Source organism: Hydrogenophaga sp. BPS33 (assembly GCF_009859475.1).
Lineage (GTDB): Bacteria > Pseudomonadota > Gammaproteobacteria > Burkholderiales > Burkholderiaceae_C > Hydrogenophaga.
In genome coordinates, this window is record NZ_CP044549.1 from 4088832 (window position 1) to 4107079 (window position 18248).

Consider the following 18248-nt stretch of genomic DNA (forward strand, 5'->3'; position numbering starts at 1 on the left):
ATGCCCCTGTGTTCACACCATCGGACCCGCCACTCCCGCGGCTTCACCCTGATCGAGCTGATGATCGTGGTGGCCATCGTCGGCATCCTCGCGGCGATCGCCTACCCCTCCTACACCGAATACGTGCACGCGTCCAGAAGGGCCGACGTGCAACGCGCCTTGGCAGAGGTCGACCAGTACATGAAGCGCTACTTCAGTGCGCGTGACACGTTCGAGGAAGCGACCTTGCCGGCGGACCTCGCGCGCTCCCCCAGGGATGGCGCTGCCCCCGCGTATACCATCTCCCTGGTCGAAAACGGATCTCTCGTGAACAAGAGCGAGGCCGCCACGACCTACACGCTTCGAGCCACCCGCACCGGTGCCATGACCAACGACCGTTGTGGCGATCTGACGACCACGCACACCGGCGCGCGCGCGATCAGCAACAATGCGGCAGGCTCCACCCTGGCCGATTGTTTCAGGGGGTCCTGAGCCGTTCCCATCCACTACTGCGTGGCCGCCTGCGGCCTCGCCACTGCTTCATGCGTCAAATCGACACGGAACTGCTCCATCGTGTCCAAGCCTTGTCTGCACAGGCACTGCGGCTGTCCAACCCCAACCCTCGCGTGGGTTGTGTCATTGCCGATGCGTCCGGGCGCGTTCTGGCCGAGGGGTACACGCAAAAGGCCGGTGGTCCGCACGCAGAAGCCATGGCGTTGCGGGACGCACAGGCCCGCGGCCATTCTGTGGAAGGGGCGACCGCCTACGTGTCGCTCGAACCTTGCTCCCACCACGGCCGCACCCCGCCCTGTTGCGACGCGCTGATCGCGGCTCGGGTGGCCAGGGTGGTGGTCTTCACAGGCGACCCCAACCCGCTGGTGGCCGGCCAAGGCATTGACCGCCTGAGAGCTGCAGGCATTGCAGTGGAACTGCTCGCACCCGATAGCCCGCAAGCGCGCGCCTCGCGCGAACTCAACATCGGCTTCTTCAGCCGCATGATTCGGCATACCCCCTGGGTCCGCCTGAAAGCCGCCAGTTCGCTCGACGGCGTCACAGCGCTGGAGAATGGCGTCAGCCAATGGATCACCGGGGAAGCCGCGCGCACCGACGGCCATGCCTGGCGCGCGCGCGCCTGTGCGGTGCTGACCGGCATCGGAACGGTCCTGGAGGACGATCCTTCCTTGGATGTCCGGCTCGTGGAAACCCCGCGCCAACCGCACCTCGTCATCGTCGACAGCCGCCTGCAGACACCATCGACCGCGCGCCTGTTCCAGGCCCCTGCCCACGGGTTGTCGCGCCAGATCTGGATCTACCACGCAACACGAGATGCGGCCAGAGAGGCCGCGTTGCAGGCACAAGGTGCGACCCTGGTTCACATGCCAGGCGCCAACAACAAAGTGGACTTGCCCGGCTTGCTGGCCGATCTGGGGCGTCGGGAAGTCAACGAACTGCATGTCGAAGCGGGCCACAAGCTCAACGGCTCGTTTTTGCGCGAAGGCCTGGTGGACGAGTTGCTGCTCTATGTCGCGCCCACGCTGCTGGGACGCGGGGCCGGTGTGGCCCACTTCGGCCCCTTGGAGCAGCTCGGCGACGGTCCCCAGCTCCGTTTCGGGTCGATCGACCCCGTCGGACAGGACCTGCGGATCCTGGCCCGGGTGCAGGGCCGCGACCTATTCCTCCACCAAACCCCTGCCTCCGAAACCCTGCGAAAATAGCCGGATGTTTACCGGCATCATCACCGGCGTGGGGCGTATCGCCGACCTCCACGACCTGGGCAGCTCTTTGGAACACGGCAAGCGACTCACCCTGGAGGCGCCGCCGGGTTACCTCGACGACGTGGGCCTGGGTGACAGCATCGCGCTCAACGGCGCCTGCATGACCGTGACCTCGCTGGACCTGCCCCAGCACCGCTTCACCATCGACATTTCCGCCGAATCGCTGGCCCGCACCACGGGCTTGGCGCAGGCCGGCCGCCGCGTCAATCTGGAAAAGGCCTTGCGCGCGCACGACCGGCTGGGTGGGCACATCGTGTCTGGCCACGTCGATGGCGTGGGCACGGTCACCCGCTTCGCACAGGTTGGCGAAAGCTGGGAGCTGCGCATCCAGGCGCCCGCCGAATTGGGCAAGTACCTGGCCTACAAGGGCTCCATCACGGTCAACGGCGTGAGCTTGACCGTCAACCAGGTGGCGGACAATCGCATGGGTTGCGAATTCAGCATCAACCTCATCCCCCACACGGTGCAGAACACCGCGCTGGGCGAATTGACCGACGGCGGTTCGGTCAACCTCGAAATCGATACCGTCGCCCGCTATGTCGAGCGCATGCTCAGCGCGGGCGTGCATTTCAACAAGGAAGTCTCCGCATGAACGCCCCCGAAACCCTGGCACCCGTGGCCATCTCACCGGTCGAGGACATCGTCGCCGACATGCGCGCCGGGCGCATCGTCATCCTGGTCGACGAGGAAGACCGGGAAAACGAAGGCGATCTGGTGCTCGCGGCCGACCACGTCACACCCGAAGCGATCAATTTCATGGCGCGCTACGGGCGCGGCCTGATCTGCCTGACCCTCTCGCGCGAACGCTGCGAACGCCTGCGCCTGCCGCCCATGGTGCCGCGCAACGGCACCAAGATGGGCACCGCGTTCACCGTGTCGATCGAGGCCGCCGAAGGCGTCACCACCGGCATTTCCGCCGCCGACCGCGCGCGTACCGTGCAAGCGGCGGTGGCGCCGAACGCGCAAGCCAGCGATCTGGTGCAACCGGGCCACATCTTCCCGCTGCAGGCGGTCGAAGGCGGGGTGCTCATGCGCGCGGGCCACACCGAAGCAGGCTGCGATCTGGCCCAAATGGCCGGCTGCAGCCCTGCGGCGGTGATCTGCGAGATCATGAAGGACGACGGCACCATGGCCCGTCTGCCCGACCTGCAGGTGTTCGCGGCCGAACACGGTCTGAAGATCGGCACGATTGCCGATCTGATTGAACACCGCAGCCGCCATGAGCGCATGGTGCAGAAACTCGGCACCCGCACCTTGAACACCGCCTTCGGTGAGTTCCAGGCCACCGCCTACAAGGACGAGCCCAGTGGCGCGCTGCACCTCGCCCTGGTCAAAGGCCAGTGGGGGCCGGACGACAGCGTGGCGGTGCGTGTGCACGAGCCGCTGTCCGTGCTGGACGCCCTGGAAGTCGGTCGTTCCATGCACTCCTGGAGCCTGGAGGCAAGCCTGCGCCACATCGACCGGGCGGGTGAAGGCGTTGCGGTTCTGCTCAACTGTGGCGAATCGGCCGAACAGCTGCTGGCCCAGTTCGAAGGCACGGCACGCTCGGCCCAGGCCCCGGAGCGCGGCCGCATGGACTTGCGCACCTATGGCGTGGGCGCGCAGATCCTTCGAGACTGTGGCGTGCACCGCATGCAATTGCTGGGTCAGCCACGGCGCATGCCCAGCATGACGGGCTATGGCCTGGAAATCACCGGCTACCTCGGTCACGACGACTGAATCTTCTTCTCAATTTTTCTCCTCCCAGAAACGGATATCCCCATGTTTGGCGCAGACAAAGGCACCACGACGGTGCCCGACGGCAAGAAACTCAGCATCGGCATCGTGCAAGCCCGCTTCAACGAGGGCATCACCGATGCCCTGTTCGAGGCTTGCCTGGCCGAGTTGCTGCTGCTTGGCGTGCAGGACAAGAACATTGCCCATGTGAAAGTGCCGGGCGCACTGGAGGTGCCGGTGGCATTGCAGGCCATGGCCGAGCGCGACGATTTTGATGCGCTCATCGCATTGGGCTGCATCATCCGCGGCGAAACCTACCACTTCGAACTGGTGGCCAACGAGTCGGGCGCGGGGGTCACACGCCTCTCGCTCGACTACCAGATCCCCATCGCCAATGCCATCCTGACGACCGAAAACCTGGAGCAGGCCGTGGCCCGCCAGACCGAAAAGGGCCGTGACGCTGCTCGCGTGGCGGTGGAAATGGCGCATCTGCTTCAAGAGATCGGCTGAACACCATGTCCTCCGCAGAGACCTCTCCCAAATCCAAGAACACGGTACGCAAGGCCGCCGACAAGTCCGCCCGCACCCGCGCGCGCGAGTTTGCGTTGCAAGCCATCTACCAGCACCTGGTGGGCCGCAACGCCACGATCGACATCGATGCTTTCACCCGCGACCTGGCCGGCTTTCACAAGGCCGACAGCGTGCACTACGACGCGCTGTTGCACGGCTGCATCGCCGAAGCCGCGGCCATGGACACGCTGATCGCCCCACGCCTGGACCGTCCCCTGGCCGAGCTCTCGCCGATCGAGCACGGCGTGCTCTGGATCGGTGCGTATGAATTCCAGCACTGCCTCGACGTGCCCTGGCGCGTGGTGCTCAACGAGTGCATCGAACTGGCGAAATCGTTCGGTGGCACGGATGGCCACAAGTACGTCAACGGCGTGCTGCACCAGTTGGCCTCGCAGCTGCGCCCGGTCGAAGTGGCCGCAGCGCCCGCCGCGCGCGGCGCCGGACGCAAGCCCGCCTCATGAGGATTGCCCAGCGCGCGCAGCGCGTCGAGCCGTTCTACGTGATGGAGCTGGCCAAGGCCGCCTCCGCCATGGACGCGCAGGCCGGTCCCGCCGATCGGCCGATGATTTACCTCAACATCGGCGAGCCTGATTTCACGGCGCCTGCGCTGGTCACCCAGGCCGCCAAGCGCGCCATTCAGGCCGGCCGCAGCCAGTACACCCCCGCCACCGGCCTGCCCGCGCTTCGCGAGGCCATCAGTGGCTGGTATGCCACCCGCTTTGGCCTGCACATCGACCCGGCACGCATCGTCGTCACCGCCGGTGCGTCGGCCGCGCTGCAACTGGCTTGCCTGGCCCTCATCGAGGCGGGCGACGAAGTGCTCATGCCCGACCCGAGCTACCCCTGCAACCGGCAGTTCGTGCAAGCGGCAGAAGGGCGCGCGGTGCTGATCCCCTCGGGTCCGGCGCAACGCTTCCAGTTGAGCGCCGAGCAGGTGGAGGCCGCCTGGAAGCCGTCGACACGCGGCGTGCTGCTGGCCTCCCCGTCCAACCCCACCGGCACGAGCATTGCGCGCGACGAGCTCGAACGCATCGCGCGCTTCGTGCGTGCCAAAGGCGGCATCACGCTGGTGGACGAGATCTACCTCGGCCTGAGTTTCGAGGAAGCGTACGGACACAGCGCCCTGGGCCTGCCCGATGGCCTGGGCGACGAGGTCGTCAGCATCAACAGCTTCTCCAAGTACTTCAACATGACGGGCTGGCGCCTGGGTTGGCTCGTCTTGCCGCCCGCGTTGGTGCCCGCCGTCGAGCGGCTGGCGCAGAACCTGTTCATCTGCGCCAGCACCATCGCGCAACACGCGGCGCTGGCCTGCTTCGAACCCGAAAGCCTGACCGAGTACGAGCGTCGGCGCAGCGAGTTCAAGGCGCGGCGCGACTACTTCATCCCGGCGTTGAACCGCCTGGGCCTGTCGGTGCCGGTCATGCCCGATGGCGCGTTCTACGCCTGGGCCGACGTGCGCGGCCTGTGCGAACGCTGGGGCATCGCGCCACCCGGTGCGCGCCCCGATGAAGGCGGCAGCTGGGCACTGGCGTTCGAGCTCATGCGGCGCTGCCAATTGGCCACCACACCCGGGCGCGATTTCGGCCATGCCGACCCGGGCCACTACCTGCGCTTCTCCACCGCCAACGCGATGGCGCAGTTGCAGGAGGCCGTGGCCCGGCTGGAGCAGGCACTGTGAACAAGGCAGCAGCCCCGTTCACCTGGCCGGTGCGCGTCTACTGGGAAGACACCGACGCCGGCGGCATCGTCTTCTATGCCAACTACCTGAAGTTCTTCGAGCGCGCGCGCACCGAATGGCTGCGGCACCTGGGTGTCGAGCAACAGACGTTGCGCGACACGGTGGGCGGCATGTTCGTGGTCAGCGACACCCAGGTGCGCTACCACCGTCCGGCCCGGCTCGATGATTTGCTTCTCGTTACAGCATGTGTCCAGGAAGCGGGCCGCGCGTCGTTGACAATCCAGCAGACCGCGCGCCTGAAACCCCACGAAGCCGGCGAACCGCCGGTGCTGCTGTGCGAGGGCACCATCCGCATCGGTTGGGTGGATGCCGCCAAGCTGCGCCCCCAACGCATTCCCGACGTGGTCTTGCAGGCGCTGTGCGTGCAGCCCACCTGAGCGCGCTGAAACTTTTCCGTCACCTACCGCATCCGATTTGCCATGACCCATGACCTCTCCATCGTTCAATTGATGCTCAACGCGAGTTGGATCGTGCAGGCCGTGGTGGCTTTGCTGGTGGTGGTGTCCGTGGTCAGCTGGGCGGCCATCTTCCGCAAGGTGTTCGCGCTCAAGCGGGTTCGCGCGCACAACGACGACTTCGAACGCGAGTTCTGGTCCGGCACCAACCTCAACGACCTCTACGCCTCGGCCGCACAGAACGCCAAGCACGGCGGTCCGATGGAACGCATCTTTGCCAGTGGCATGCGCGAATACCAGAAGCTGCGCGAGCGCCGCATCACCGACAGTGGCGCCCTGCTCGATGGTGCGCGCCGTGCCATGCGCGCGAGCTTCCAGCGCGAGCTCGATGCGCTGGAAACCAATCTCTCCTTCCTCGGCTCGGTCGGCTCGGTCTCACCCTACGTGGGCCTGTTCGGCACCGTCTGGGGCATCATGCACGCCTTCACCGGCCTGGCGGCGCTGGCCCAGGTGACCCTGTCCACCGTGGCGCCGGGCATTGCCGAAGCTTTGGTGGCCACGGCCATCGGCCTCTTCGCCGCCATTCCTGCCGTCGTGTTCTACAACCGGTTCTCGCACGACATCGACCGCGTGGCCAACGCCATGGAGACCTTCATGGAAGAGTTCTCCAACATCCTGCAACGCAACCTGGGCGTTCATGCCCAGACCGCATCGGGTCACTGACATGCCCGCCGTCTCCTCACGCGGCCGCGGCCGCCGCACCATCAACGAGATCAACATGGTCCCGTTCATCGACGTGATGCTGGTGCTGCTGATCATCTTCATGGTCACGGCGCCGCTGATCACGCCGAGCCAGATCGCCCTGCCCAGCGTGGGCCAGGCCGGGCGCCAGCCCGACCAGTTCGTGGCCGTGGTGATCGACAAGGACGAGCAGATCAAGGTGCGCGAAGGCTCTTCGAGCGCGGAGCCACAAGCCGTGGCCATGGGCCAGTTGGTCGCCCGCGTGCAGCAGCTGCAGGCCAGCCGCGGCAGCCCGCCCGAAGGCGGCGTGCCGGTGGTCATCAGCGCCGACAAGAACGTCAAGTACGAAGCCGTTGTTCGCGTGATGGACACCTTGCAGCGCGCGGGCATTGCGCGCGTGGGCCTGTCGGTGCAAACCTCTCGCTGATCCACGCCCTCTTCTTGCCATGCAGACCACCGCCGACCACCTCGACCTCACCCCGCCACGCACCGGGCGCTGGCTCGGTCCTGTCGGGCTTGCGTTGGTGGCACACGGCATCCTCATCATTGCCTTGACCTTCGGTGTGCAATGGCAGAACGACGGCGAGCCGGTGACCGTGGAGGCCGAACTCTGGTCGCGCACACCGCAGCAGGCCGCGCCGCGCGCGGTGGAGCCACCTCCACCGCCACCCGCGCCCGCCCCGGCGCCAACGCCAGCACCCGCCCCCAAACCCGCGCCGGCACCCACCCCGGCCCCACCGCCTCCCGGGCCGACCCAGGCCGAGATCGCCACCGCTCAGGCCAAGAAGAAGGCCGAGGCGGAGAAGAAGGAACGCGAAGAAGAGGCCAAGAAGGTCGCCGTGGCGAAGGCTGCCGCCGAAAAGAAAGCGGCGGCAGAAAAGAAAGCCGCGGCCGACAAGGCTGCTGCCGAGAAGGAACGCCAGCAGAAACTCGCGGCCGAGAAACGCGAGCAACAGCGAGAAGCCGAAGACGCCAAGCGCAGTGCGGAGCTGCGCGCCGAGCAGATGAAACGCATGATGGGCCAGGCCGGCGCCAGCGGTGGACCGCAGAGCACTGGCACGGCACAACAGTCCAGCGGGCCGTCGCCGGGCTATGCGGGCCGCGTGGCGGCGCGCATCAAACCGAATGTGGTGTTCACCGAAGTCGCACCAGGCAATCCGCGCGCCGAAGTGGAAGTGCGCACCTCACCCGACGGCACGATCACCTCGCGCCGCCTCGTGAAAAGCAGTGGCAACAAAGACTGGGACGATGCCGTGCTGCGCGCCATCGACCGCACCGATTCGCTGCCCAAGGACACGAATGGGACCGTGCCTTCGTCGCTGGTGATTGGGTTGCGGCCGTTGGATTGAGGCTGAGAACTCCCCCCTGCGCCGCTGACGCGGCTTCCCCCCTCCGTTGCGCGCCTTACGGCGCTTCGAGGGGGGACGGCACCTGGGGCCGGCGGAGCCGGACCCTCGGTGCCCTTGGACAGACTTCCCCTCACTCACACGCTCTTTCTCGCCCGTGCTGTTCCCGGAGCGCGTGCCTTTGTCCAGAGACAGCGAGGGACGGCTTGTATGGTTGAGGTGTTGGGGTGGAGGGCCTGGAAGTACGGCTATCGGCTTGGACCGACTGGCGGAGATTGCCCCCACCCCGCCTTTCAGCGTCGATAAGGAACTGAGCGGCACCCAGTAGCGCCGATCTTGAAGCAAGCTAACGCGGCTGGCGGGAATTTCCACCCCAACACTTGCCATTCTTTCTCGCAGGAGGTTGCCATGCAAGAAGTCCATGTGTTCATCGGGGTAGATGTGGCCAAGGCCGAACTCGTCGTCGCCACGGCCTCCCAACCAGGATGCCGCAGCATCGCCAACGAGGTCGGCGCCATCAGCGCCTGGCTGCGTGAGCTACCAGACAACACCCTTGTGGCCATGGAGTCCACCGGGCGCTACCACCAACTGCTCGCCACCCTGGCACACGCAGCGGGTCTGCAGGTGTTCGTGCTCAACGCCCGCGATGTGTTCTTCTACGCCCGCGCCCTGGGCGCTCGGGCCAAGACCGATCGGCTCGATGCCCATGTGATCGCCCGTTACCTTCTTGAACATCATGAGCACCTGCACCCCTGGCAGGCTTGCTGCCCCGCGCTCGCTCAGGTCAACACCCTGCTCGCGCAGCGTTGGACGGTAGTGACCAAACGCACCGCGCTGCACCAGTCGCTACAGGGCTGTGATGCAGCCATCGCTGCCGAGCTAGGGGCCCTGGATGCGGCCTTCGCCACGCTGCTCAAGGCCATGGATGCGCGCATCGCAGCACTGTTCGCAAAGGATGCCCGCTTGGCAGAGCAACGGGCTTTACTGCAAAGCATCGTGGGCGTGGGCGCGCAAAGCAGTGCATTGCTGGCCAGCGTGCTGGCCCAGCTGGACTTTGCCAGCGCCGATGCCTTGGTGGCCTACAGTGGGCTGGACCCGCGTGCCTGTGATTCGGGCCGCAGTCGAGGCCACCGAAGGCTCTCAAAACGCGGACAACCGGCTCTACGACGCCAGATGTACCTCGCCGCCATGTCGGCCTGCCACACCAAGACATTTGAAGCCACGTACAAGGCTTTGCGCCAGCGCGGCCTGAAGACCACCGAAGCCCTCGTTGTACTGGCTCGCAAGCTCCTGCGTATCGCCTTTGCCGTCTGGCGCTCTGGCAAACCATTCGAGCCTCAGCGATATGCACCCAGCGCTTGACTTCTATCCATAGAACCTCCGCCGGCCCCAGCTGTCGTCCCCCCTCGAAGCGCCGTAAGGCGCGCAACGGAGGGGGGAAGCCGCGTCAGCGGCGCAGGGGGGAGCTTCGACTTTTAGTCGAAGACGATTTCCGCCCGCTGCTCATGCGCCTGCGCCATCCAGCTGGCCAGCGCCGCATCCGTGGGGAAGAACAGCGCACGGTCGTCCAGCTGCAGCTCGCACTGCGCCCCCTCGCGCAACAGCGCCAGCCGCACCGGCAACCCACGCACCAGTTCGCCCTGCTCGGTGACCTCGCGCTTGGGTGGAAATTCGCGCACCAGTTCGGCAATCGATGGCGCGGTGCCGTTCACCGCCACGCGCAGGTACTTGCCAAAGCGGCAGCGCGCGGCCGCCAGGTCCCACACCTGCTGGATCTTCAGGCGCACGCCGCCGGAGAAACGGTCGGGCTGGGCCACCGCCTGCACGATGATGAGTTCGTCGTCCTTGAGCACGTTGCGGTGCTGGTTGATCAGGTTCTCATCGGCACTGGTCTCGAACATGCCACTCTTGTCGTCCAGCTTGAACAGCGCGAGCTTGCCGCGCTGGCCATTGATGACGCGGAAGTCGGTGACGATGCCGGCCAGGATCATCGGGTCGCGGCTCTCCACCACGTCGCCCAGCGGCGTGCGTGCAAAGCGCCGCACCTCGCGCTCCACCTCGTCGAACAGGTGGCCCGAGAAGTAGAAGCCCATCGCCGTCTTTTCGAGCGTCAGGCGCTCCTTCACACCCCAGGGCGTGGTGGCCACGAAGTCGGGCTCCTGCGTGCTGGAGCCGTGGTCGTCGTCGCCCATCACATCGAACAAACCGCCCTGGTTCGCATTGGCCAGGCTGGCGGCGGCGAATTCGAAGGCACGGCCCACCGAGGCCAGCACCTCGGCGCGGTTGAGGTGCAGCGAATCGAAAGCACCGGCCTTGACCAACGCTTCCACGGTGCGCTTGTTCAGACGCGTGCGGTCCACGCGGACGCAGAAGTCGAACAGGCTCTTGAAAGGGCCTTTTTCGGCGCCACGCGGCCCTTCGCCACGGCCTTCGCGCGCGGCCACGATGGCCTCGATCGCCAGCTGGCCCGTGCCCTTGATCGCGCCCAGACCGTAGCGGATGGACTTGTTGGTGATCGGCTCGAAACGGTAGAAGCCCCGGTTCACATCGGGCGCCTCGAAGGCAATGCCCATCTTCAGCGCGTCTTCGTACAACACCTTGAGCTTGTCGGTGTCGTCCATTTCCACCGTCATGTTGGCGCAGAAGAACTCGGCGGTGTAGTGGACCTTGAGCCAACCGGTGTGGTACGCGAGCAGCGAGTAGGCAGCGGCGTGCGACTTGTTGAAGCCGTAGCCCGCGAATTTCTCCATCAAGTCGAAGACCTCGTCGGCCTTCTCCTGCGTGATGCCGTGGGTAGCCAATGCACCGGCGCGGAACTTCTCGCGGTGCTCGGCCATTTCCTCGGCCTTCTTCTTGCCCATCGCGCGGCGCAGCATGTCGGCGCCACCGAGCGAATAGCCGCCCAGGATCTGCGCGGTCTGCATCACCTGTTCCTGGTAGACCATGATCCCGTAGGTCTCGGACAGCATCTCGGCCACCGCCGGGTGCGGGTACTCGATAGGTTCCTTGCCGTGCTTGCGGTTCACGAAGCTGGGGATCAGGTCCATCGGGCCTGGTCGGTACAGCGCGTTGAGCGCGATCAGGTCTTCCAGGCGCGAGGGCTTGGCGTCTTTCAGCATGCCTTGCATGCCGCGGCTTTCAAACTGGAACACAGCTTCGGTCTGACCGCGCGAGAACAGGGCGTACACGCGCTGGTCGTCCAGCGGCACGTCTTCATAGCGGAAGTTTTCCTGGCCCGGGTGGCGCTTCATGATGAATTCGCGCGCGATTTCCAGAATGGTCAGCGTCGCCAGCCCCAAGAAGTCGAACTTCACCAGGCCGATGGCCTCCACGTCGTCCTTGTCGTACTGGCTCACGGCCGAGTCGCTGCCTGGCTGCGCGTACAGCGGGCAGAAGTCGGTGAGCTTGCCTGGCGCAATGAGCACGCCCCCGGCGTGCATGCCGATGTTGCGCGTCATGCCTTCGAGCTTCTGCGCCATCTCGATCAAGGTCTTGACGTCGTCTTCCTTCTGGATGCGCTCGGCCAGCACCGGCTCCATCTCGATGGCGTAGTTGTTCTTGTCACCCTCCTTCTTCGGCACCGGCGGGTACTGCAGCGTGACCGACATCCCCGGTTTGTTCGGGATGAGCTTGGAGATGCCGTCGCAAAAGCCGTAGGAGAAATCGAGCACGCGGCCCACGTCGCGAATCGCCGCGCGCGCGGCCAAGGTGCCGAAGGTGGCGATCTGGCTCACCGCTTCCTTGCCGTATTTTTCCTTGACGTAATCGATCACACGGTCGCGGTTGCCCTGGCAGAAGTCGATGTCGAAGTCGGGCATGGACACCCGCTCCGGGTTCAGGAAACGTTCGAACAGCAGGTTGTATTGCAGCGGGTCGAGGTCGGTGATCTTCAGCGCATAGGCCACGAGAGAACCGGCACCCGAGCCCCGGCCCGGGCCGACCGGGCAACCGTTGTTCTTGGCCCAGTTGATGAAGTCCCCCACGATCAGGAAGTAACCCGGAAACCCCATGCTCAAGATGGTGTTGATCTCGAACTCCAGGCGTTCGACGTAGCGCGGACGCTCGGCATCGCGCTTGGCCACGTCCGGGTACAGGTGCGCCAGGCGCTCTTCCAGGCCCTCGAACGACGATTGCCGGAAGAAGTCCGACATGGGCATGGGCACACCGTCGATCAGCGGGGTGGGGAAGTTGGGCAACTGCGGCTTGCCCAGCACCAGCGTGAGGTTGCAGCGCTTGGCGATTTCCAGCGAGTTGGCGACGGCCGAAGGCACATCGGCGAACAGCGCCTGCATCTGCTCGGCGCTCTTGAAATACTGTTCCCGCGTGAAGCGGCGCACACGCCGGTTGTTGGCCAGGATTTCACCTTCGGCGATGCACACGCGCGCCTCGTGCGATTCGTAATCGTCGGGCTCCAGAAACTGCACCGGGTGCGTGGCCACCACCGGCAGGTGCAGGCGCGCGGCCAATTGCACCGCCGCGATCACATGGCGTTCGTCGTCGGCACGTCCTGCGCGCTGCAGCTCGATGTAGAAGCGGTGCGTGAAGATCGAGGCGAGCCGCAGGGCCACATCCGACGCACGCTCGACATCGCCCTGCACCAGCGCCTGCCCGACCGGGCCGGCTTGCGCCCCCGAGAGCAGGATCAGCCCGCCGTTCAACTCCTCCAGCCATTCGCGCTGCACCAGCGCCTGGCCGCGGCCGTCGTTGCGCGTCCAGGCGCGCGCCAGCAGCTCGCTCAGATTCAGATAGCCCTGCTTGTCCTGCACCAGCAGCAGCGCGCGCGGCGCGGCGGGCTGGTGGGCACCCGGCATGGCGCCGGTGGTCTCTTCGCTGAAGCCTTGCAACAGCACTTCGGCGCCGATGATGGGCTTGATGCCCGAGCCACGCGCTTCCTTGTAGAACTTGACCGCGCCAAAGAGGTTGCTCAGATCGGTGATGGCCAGAGCGGGTTGGCCGTCGGCGGCCGCTGCGGCAATGGCGTCGTCGATGCGGGTCGTGCCGTCGACGACGGAGAATTCGGTGTGCAGGCGCAGATGGATGAACATCGGGCCATTTTAGAAGGCGCGCGGCGCCTTCGGCGCTCAGTTCGGCGGTGGTTCTTCGTCCTTGAGGATGGTCAGCACATCGGAGCGGAACTCGCGTGCATAGAGAATGGCGACCACCGTCAACGTGCCCAGCACCATGGCCATGGGCGAGACGAACCAGGCCAGCGCGGCAAACGAAAAGTAGTAGCCCCGCAGGCCGTCGTTGAAGGCCTCAGCGGCGGCGGCCACCACCCCGGCGGCGCGCGTGGCATACGCGCGCCGGTCGTGTTTGCCGGACGCGAAGTCTTCGGCGGGCGGCATGGCACCGATCACCAGCGCCAGAAAGGTGTACTGCCGCATGCACCATGAGAAACGGAAGAACGCGTAGACGAAGATCGCGATCAGCACCAGGATCTTGAATTCGAACACCACCAGGGTGGTGGCCTGGGCAAAGGGAATCTCGCTCATCAGCTCGGTGGCCTTGTCGGTGGTGCCGAGCAAGGCGAAGAGGCCGCCGATGATCAGGATGGAGGTCGACGAAAAAAAGGCAGGGGTGTTGGACAAGGCCTGCGTGATGAGGCCGTCCAGCATGCGCGGGTCGCGCGCCGTGGTCTGCATCATCCAGTAGCCGCGGTAGCGGTTGGTGGTGTGCAGCAGAGAGCCCATCTTGCGGCCCCACTCCCGGGCGAACCAGGCGTAGCCCATCCACAAGGCAAAAAAGCAGGCCAGCGCGAGCCAGTCTGTCCAGGGGATGATGCTGAGGAACTTCATGATCTGTGGATAGTAAAGGCTCCCCCCTGCGCCGCTGCGCGGCTTCCCCCCTCTGTGGCGCGCCTTCGGCGCTTCGAGAGGGGACGACACCTTGGGCCGGCGCAGCCGTCCCTTGGTGTCTCTGGATCAAGGCACGCGCGCCGGAGAAAGGGCTTTGCCCCCTCTCCCGCTTGTGGGAGAGGGTTGGGGTGAGGGTGACCCCGATCCCGTTTTCCGCCGTCGGGCCGGGCTGAGCAGCGCAGGGGTGCGGGGAAAAAGAAGTTCGCGTGTTTGAGTCCGCACAGCGGGCGAGTTTGCGAACTTCTCCCCGCACACCGAGCAGCGCAAGGAACCCCGAAGGGGCCCGGTCTTCGGCTCGCCTTTCTTTGGGCTACCTTTCTTTGGCGAAGCAAAGAAAGGTAGCTCGGCCGCCGGGCCGAGACCCGGCTCGCCACGAAAGAGAAAACACCCAAAAAACGCCAGACAACCTCGGCCATGGTGACCACAGCATCACATCTTCTGCGGCCCCTCCACACACCGCAATGCGGGTAAGTCCGAACGCTTACGGCATACATTTCCTGCCTATAGTGGAAATGTCTGAAACAGGCTGCTCCAGGAGACCTCTAATGAGTGCCAAGGACAACGCCGCCGTGATGCAGCTGTTCGATCTGCTCGAGTCCCGTTACGCCATGCGCGTGATCTGGGCGCTGAGCGATGGCCATCCCCAAACCTTCCGGCTGCTGCAGGACAGTGTGGGCGGGGTGACACCCAACACCCTGAACACCCGCATCAAGGAATTGCGCGCCGCCCGGCTGGTGGAACACGACGGGAACGGGTACCGGCTCACCGCCTTGGGCGCCGATCTGGCGCGGCGCATGGTGGATGTCCAGCACTTCGCCGGCAAGTGGAACCACCAGCAAGTACGCACCGCCAACGGCGCCCCGCCGCCCTAGCGCTACACGAAGTGCACCCGCGGCGGCGTCTTCATCAAGGCCTCGCCGCCTCGCTCGTTGACCAGCAGCGGAAACTCCAGCCGCATCCCGCCCACCTGGGGCATGTACAAGTGCGTGCCCAGCGCCATCACCATGCCGGTCTGCACCACGTCTTCGCTGCGCAGGTTGATGAAGGGGCGCGTGCGCGCGCAGGTGCCCAGGCCGTGGCCGAAGGTGGGCAGGCAGTACCCGCTCAGGCCGTGGCGCTCGAACACCGCCAGGCCCTTTTTCACCACCTCCGGAATCGGTTCGCCCGGGCGCATGTGGTCGATCATGGTCGACACAACCTCCTCCCAGCAATCGATCAGCTTGCGCTGCTGCGCATCCGGTTTGCCAATGAACACGGGGATGGACGAGTCGGCCAGGTAGAGATCGATCATCGGGTGCAGGTCGAGGATGACGAACTCGTTCTGCTGAATCGTCTTTTCCGTCGCCTGTTGCGTCACACCGTGCAGGTACCCCGTGCGCACGCCGGAGCCCACTTCGGTGCCGCCGGTGATGGCCCAGGCCCAGGTGCTGCCGTGGTCGCGGATGGCCTTCTCGATCGCACCCGCCACCGCGTTCTCCGTCACACCGGGTTTCACCGCCGCGCGCCCGGCCTCGAAGCCGACGTCGGCCACGCCCGCGGCAAAGCGCAGGCGCTCGATTTCCTGGGGTTCCTTGATCAGCATGACGTCGTCGATGAGGTGCACGCCGTTCTCGATGCGCGCCCCCGGCAGCTCATCGCGCAGCTCCAGGTATTCGCTCGCGGTCAACATGCCCGGCGCCACCTGCGCGGCGCCCGGGTGCGACAGGTCGATGCCAATGCGGCCCTGCGCCAGGCCAAGCGCCTGCAGCCGTTGGCCGATGGTCTTGACGAAGTCCGAGAAGGTGAAACTCTCCAGATCGAGCCCGTGGCCCTCCTCTCGCACGCGGCTGGCGTCCCATGCCCAATAGACGAACTTGCAGTCGCCGTTGGCCGTGATGATCACGGCGCCGCGCCAGGGCATGAAGCTGCCACTGAAGTAATGCAGAGCGGCCTGGCGGGTGCCGACGTAGGCGTCGAAACCGGCGGCCTTGACGGACTGGGCCACGCGGGCGCGGCGGGCCGCGAAATCGATGGGAGCGAAGTTGGGAATCATGTTGAACGAGAGAGAAACTGGGAGAGAAAGAGGAAGAGTCCGGCTCAATCGGGTTGGATGTTGGCCGCGCGGATGATCTCGGCCGACTTCTTCACCTCGGCCTCGATGAAGCGCTGAAAGTGCTGGGGCGAACCGGCCACGATCTGCAGGCCTGCTTCCTGCAGCTTGCGGGTGATCTCGGGGTCGCGCAGGGCATTGACGATGAGGCGGTTCAACCGCGCCATCGTCGCCTCGGGAATGCCGGCGGGGCCGACGAAGCCGTACCACGAGCCCGCCGTGTAGCCCTTGACGCCGGCCTCGTCGATGGTGGGCACGTTCGGCAGCTCGGGCAGGCGCTGCGGGCTGGCCGCGCCCAGCGCGATCAGCTCACCCGCGCGCACGCGCGGCAGGGCTTGCGGAATGATGTCCATCAGCAGCGTGACGCGGCCGGCCAGCAAGTCCACATAGGAGTTGCCCGAACCCTTGTACGGAATGTGGTTCATGCGAATACCGGCCATGCGCGCGAACGACTCCATGGCCAGGTGCATCGATGAGCCACTGCCGCCGGAGGCGTAGACGATGGTGTTCGGCGCGGCCTTGGCCTTGGCGATCAGTTCGGCCACCGTCTTCACACCCAGGCTGGGGTGGGCCACCAGCACCATGGGCGCGTTCACCGCGAGCGACACCCCGGCGAAATCCTTCACCGTGTCGTAAGGCACGTCCTTGTACAGGCTGGCATTGGCCGCGTGGTTGCCGGGCGTGGCGATGCCGATGGTGTAGCCGTCGGCGGGCGCTTTGGCCACCATGGCCGATCCGAGCATGCCGTTGGCGCCGGGGCGGTTTTCCACCAGCACCGGCTGGCCCGTGTGGTCGCCAATGTGCTTGCCCACCACGCGCGCCAGCATGTCGGTGGTGCCACCGGCCGCATAGGGCACGACGATGCGAATGGGTTTGCTCGGAAAGTCACTGGCGCTGGCGGCCAGGGGCATCAGGCTGGCGAGCGTGAGCAGCGGCAAGGCACAGATCGAACGGCGTTTCATGCGTCTCCTTCTTTATGGAAAGTCATCGGGAAGCGAGACCATAAAACCCGGCGCGGGATTCACCAAGACGGCCTGCCTTTAGCTGATATACGCTACGCGCATGACCTCATCTTCGCCCGATCTCGACTCGCTGCGGCTGTTTCTCAAAGTGGCCGAACTCGGCAGTATTTCCCAGACGGCGCTGGCCGTGGGCCTGAGCCAGCCGTCGGTGAGCCGCTCGCTGCGTGCGCTGGAAGAGAACCTGCAGACCTCCCTGTTCCACCGCACGGGCCGGGGCGTGCAACTCACCGAAGTCGGCGAACAGGCGCTGGCGCGTGCCCGCGCCCTGGTCGACGGAGCGGACCAGTTCGCCGACGACATCCGAGACCAGGCGCGTGCGCCCACCGGCGTGGTCACGGTGGCGCTGCTCACCGCGTACATGCGCGACGTGGCGCCCGATCTCTTCGAGGAAGTGCGCCGGCGTTTTCCGGGTGTGGTGCTGCGCCTGCTGGAGAGTTTCAGCGTACAGCACGAAGACTGGCTGGCCAGCGGCCGGGTCGACATCGCGCTGGTCACGCGCTACCGCAAGCCCAGCCGGGACGGCCAGGAAGTGCTGGCGGTATCGGACATGGTGGTGGTCGGCAACCCGGCCATTGGCAGCGGCGAGGAACTCATGCCGTTTCGCGAACTGGCCTCGGTGCCGCTGGTGCTGCCCGCTGCGCCCAACGGCTTGCGGGTGCGCATGGAAGACGTGGCGCGGCGCGTGGGCATCCGGCTCAACGTGGTGCTGGAGGCCGATTCGATCGAAGCGCAACGCGCGCTCATTTCCCGCGAGCGCTGCTACCTCCTGTGGAGCCAGCACTCGGTGCGCCAGGCCGGCATCGACCATCTGTTCGCCAGCCGCCGGATCGTGGAGCCGCGCCTGCCGCGCTACGTGGTGATGCAGACCACCACCCACCACCCCTTGAGCCGCGCCTCGCGCGAGGTGGCGCGCATTCTGCGCCGGCTGGTGCTGGCGGCGCATGGGCAGGTGGTGGTTTGATTCAAATTAAAGCCGGCTTTATTGCGACGCACCGCAATGAAAGCGGGCTTTCATTTGAACT

General features: G+C 65.8%; 18 protein-coding genes. 14 read left to right on the forward strand and 4 right to left on the reverse strand.

What is annotated here, in order from left to right; genetic code table 11:
• The 12 genes from F9K07_RS19005 to F9K07_RS19060 all read left to right on the forward strand — a co-directional run bounded on the left by F9K07_RS19005 (window position 1) and on the right by F9K07_RS19060 (window position 9622).
• Window positions 1-471: a type IV pilin protein gene (locus F9K07_RS19005; protein WP_159594913.1), complete on the forward strand. Its 471-nt coding sequence runs from the start codon at window positions 1-3 to the stop codon at window positions 469-471.
• A gap of 50 nt (window positions 472-521) precedes the next feature.
• A complete protein-coding gene (gene ribD / locus F9K07_RS19010; RefSeq protein WP_159594914.1) occupies window positions 522-1694 on the forward strand; it encodes a bifunctional diaminohydroxyphosphoribosylaminopyrimidine deaminase/5-amino-6-(5-phosphoribosylamino)uracil reductase RibD in 1173 nt (390 codons plus the stop codon).
• A 4-nt stretch (window positions 1695-1698) separates the two neighbouring features.
• Window positions 1699-2346, forward strand: a complete 648-nt coding sequence (locus tag F9K07_RS19015; RefSeq protein WP_159594915.1) for a riboflavin synthase — start codon at window positions 1699-1701, stop codon at window positions 2344-2346.
• Window positions 2343-3473 (forward strand): bifunctional 3,4-dihydroxy-2-butanone-4-phosphate synthase/GTP cyclohydrolase II, encoded by a 1131-nt coding sequence (gene ribBA / locus F9K07_RS19020; protein ID WP_159594916.1) that lies wholly within the window; start codon window positions 2343-2345, stop codon window positions 3471-3473. Before F9K07_RS19015 ends, ribBA begins: the two co-directional genes overlap by 4 nt.
• 42 nt (window positions 3474-3515) lie before the next feature.
• Window positions 3516-3980, forward strand: a complete 465-nt coding sequence (gene ribH, locus F9K07_RS19025; RefSeq protein WP_159594917.1) for a 6,7-dimethyl-8-ribityllumazine synthase — start codon at window positions 3516-3518, stop codon at window positions 3978-3980.
• 5 nt (window positions 3981-3985) lie between these two features.
• Window positions 3986-4501, forward strand: a complete 516-nt coding sequence (gene nusB / locus F9K07_RS19030; protein ID WP_159594918.1) for a transcription antitermination factor NusB — start codon at window positions 3986-3988, stop codon at window positions 4499-4501.
• Complete coding sequence (locus F9K07_RS19035) at window positions 4498-5718, forward strand: pyridoxal phosphate-dependent aminotransferase (protein WP_159594919.1); 1221 nt, start codon at window positions 4498-4500, stop codon at window positions 5716-5718. Before nusB ends, F9K07_RS19035 begins: the two co-directional genes overlap by 4 nt.
• Window positions 5715-6155 (forward strand): tol-pal system-associated acyl-CoA thioesterase, encoded by a 441-nt coding sequence (gene ybgC, locus F9K07_RS19040; RefSeq protein ID WP_159594920.1) that lies wholly within the window; start codon window positions 5715-5717, stop codon window positions 6153-6155. Before F9K07_RS19035 ends, ybgC begins: the two co-directional genes overlap by 4 nt.
• A 42-nt stretch (window positions 6156-6197) precedes the next feature.
• Window positions 6198-6896: a protein TolQ gene (gene tolQ / locus F9K07_RS19045; protein WP_159594921.1), complete on the forward strand. Its 699-nt coding sequence runs from the start codon at window positions 6198-6200 to the stop codon at window positions 6894-6896.
• Window position 6897: 1 nt separating this feature from the next.
• Entirely contained in the window at window positions 6898-7341 is a 444-nt protein-coding gene (locus tag F9K07_RS19050) for a biopolymer transporter ExbD (protein WP_159594922.1), read from the forward strand.
• Between the two features lie 19 nt (window positions 7342-7360).
• Window positions 7361-8263 carry a cell envelope integrity protein TolA gene (gene tolA, locus F9K07_RS19055; protein WP_159594923.1) on the forward strand — a complete coding sequence of 301 codons (903 nt, stop codon included), beginning with the start codon at window positions 7361-7363 and terminating at the stop codon, window positions 8261-8263.
• 405 nt (window positions 8264-8668) lie between these two features.
• Window positions 8669-9622 (forward strand): IS110 family transposase, encoded by a 954-nt coding sequence (locus tag F9K07_RS19060; RefSeq protein WP_159593437.1) that lies wholly within the window; start codon window positions 8669-8671, stop codon window positions 9620-9622.
• A 113-nt stretch (window positions 9623-9735) separates the two neighbouring features.
• On the opposite strand, the gene dnaE is transcribed toward F9K07_RS19060, so the two are convergent.
• Window positions 9736-13305, reverse strand: coding sequence for a DNA polymerase III subunit alpha (dnaE, locus tag F9K07_RS19065; RefSeq protein ID WP_159594924.1), 3570 nt, complete (start codon window positions 13303-13305; stop codon window positions 9736-9738).
• 36 nt (window positions 13306-13341) lie between these two features.
• Complete coding sequence (locus F9K07_RS19070) at window positions 13342-14055, reverse strand: DUF599 domain-containing protein (RefSeq protein WP_159594925.1); 714 nt, start codon at window positions 14053-14055, stop codon at window positions 13342-13344.
• A gap of 605 nt (window positions 14056-14660) precedes the next feature.
• Here F9K07_RS19070 and F9K07_RS19075 point away from each other — a divergent pair.
• Entirely contained in the window at window positions 14661-14987 is a 327-nt protein-coding gene (locus F9K07_RS19075; protein ID WP_159594926.1) for a winged helix-turn-helix transcriptional regulator, read from the forward strand.
• Between the two features lie 2 nt (window positions 14988-14989).
• On the opposite strand, the gene F9K07_RS19080 is transcribed toward F9K07_RS19075, so the two are convergent.
• A complete protein-coding gene (locus tag F9K07_RS19080; protein WP_159594927.1) occupies window positions 14990-16147 on the reverse strand; it encodes a M24 family metallopeptidase in 1158 nt (385 codons plus the stop codon).
• Between the two features lie 44 nt (window positions 16148-16191).
• Complete coding sequence (locus F9K07_RS19085; protein ID WP_159594928.1) at window positions 16192-17166, reverse strand: Bug family tripartite tricarboxylate transporter substrate binding protein; 975 nt, start codon at window positions 17164-17166, stop codon at window positions 16192-16194.
• 100 nt (window positions 17167-17266) lie between these two features.
• Between F9K07_RS19085 and F9K07_RS19090 the strand changes: the two genes are divergently transcribed.
• Window positions 17267-18187: a LysR family transcriptional regulator gene (locus F9K07_RS19090; RefSeq protein WP_159594929.1), complete on the forward strand. Its 921-nt coding sequence runs from the start codon at window positions 17267-17269 to the stop codon at window positions 18185-18187.
• The last annotated feature ends 61 nt before the right edge of the window (window positions 18188-18248 follow it).

Bases quoted from the DNA above. Each gene is read 5' to 3' on its own strand.
- F9K07_RS19005 (WP_159594913.1), top strand. From the start codon at position 1: ATGCCCCTGTGTTCACACCATCGGACCCGCCACTCCCGCGGCTTCACC.
- ribD (WP_159594914.1), top strand. From the start codon at position 522: ATGCGTCAAATCGACACGGAACTGCTCCATCGTGTCCAAGCCTTGTCT.
- F9K07_RS19015 (WP_159594915.1), top strand. From the start codon at position 1,699: ATGTTTACCGGCATCATCACCGGCGTGGGGCGTATCGCCGACCTCCAC.
- ribBA (WP_159594916.1), top strand. From the start codon at position 2,343: ATGAACGCCCCCGAAACCCTGGCACCCGTGGCCATCTCACCGGTCGAG.
- ribH (WP_159594917.1), top strand. From the start codon at position 3,516: ATGTTTGGCGCAGACAAAGGCACCACGACGGTGCCCGACGGCAAGAAA.
- nusB (WP_159594918.1), top strand. From the start codon at position 3,986: ATGTCCTCCGCAGAGACCTCTCCCAAATCCAAGAACACGGTACGCAAG.
- F9K07_RS19035 (WP_159594919.1), top strand. From the start codon at position 4,498: ATGAGGATTGCCCAGCGCGCGCAGCGCGTCGAGCCGTTCTACGTGATG.
- tolQ (WP_159594921.1), top strand. From the start codon at position 6,198: ATGACCCATGACCTCTCCATCGTTCAATTGATGCTCAACGCGAGTTGG.
- F9K07_RS19050 (WP_159594922.1), top strand. From the start codon at position 6,898: ATGCCCGCCGTCTCCTCACGCGGCCGCGGCCGCCGCACCATCAACGAG.
- tolA (WP_159594923.1), top strand. From the start codon at position 7,361: ATGCAGACCACCGCCGACCACCTCGACCTCACCCCGCCACGCACCGGG.
- F9K07_RS19060 (WP_159593437.1), top strand. From the start codon at position 8,669: ATGCAAGAAGTCCATGTGTTCATCGGGGTAGATGTGGCCAAGGCCGAA.
- dnaE (WP_159594924.1), bottom strand. From the start codon at position 13,305: ATGTTCATCCATCTGCGCCTGCACACCGAATTCTCCGTCGTCGACGGC.
- F9K07_RS19070 (WP_159594925.1), bottom strand. From the start codon at position 14,055: ATGAAGTTCCTCAGCATCATCCCCTGGACAGACTGGCTCGCGCTGGCC.
- F9K07_RS19075 (WP_159594926.1), top strand. From the start codon at position 14,661: ATGAGTGCCAAGGACAACGCCGCCGTGATGCAGCTGTTCGATCTGCTC.
- F9K07_RS19080 (WP_159594927.1), bottom strand. From the start codon at position 16,147: ATGATTCCCAACTTCGCTCCCATCGATTTCGCGGCCCGCCGCGCCCGC.
- F9K07_RS19085 (WP_159594928.1), bottom strand. From the start codon at position 17,166: ATGAAACGCCGTTCGATCTGTGCCTTGCCGCTGCTCACGCTCGCCAGC.
- F9K07_RS19090 (WP_159594929.1), top strand. From the start codon at position 17,267: ATGACCTCATCTTCGCCCGATCTCGACTCGCTGCGGCTGTTTCTCAAA.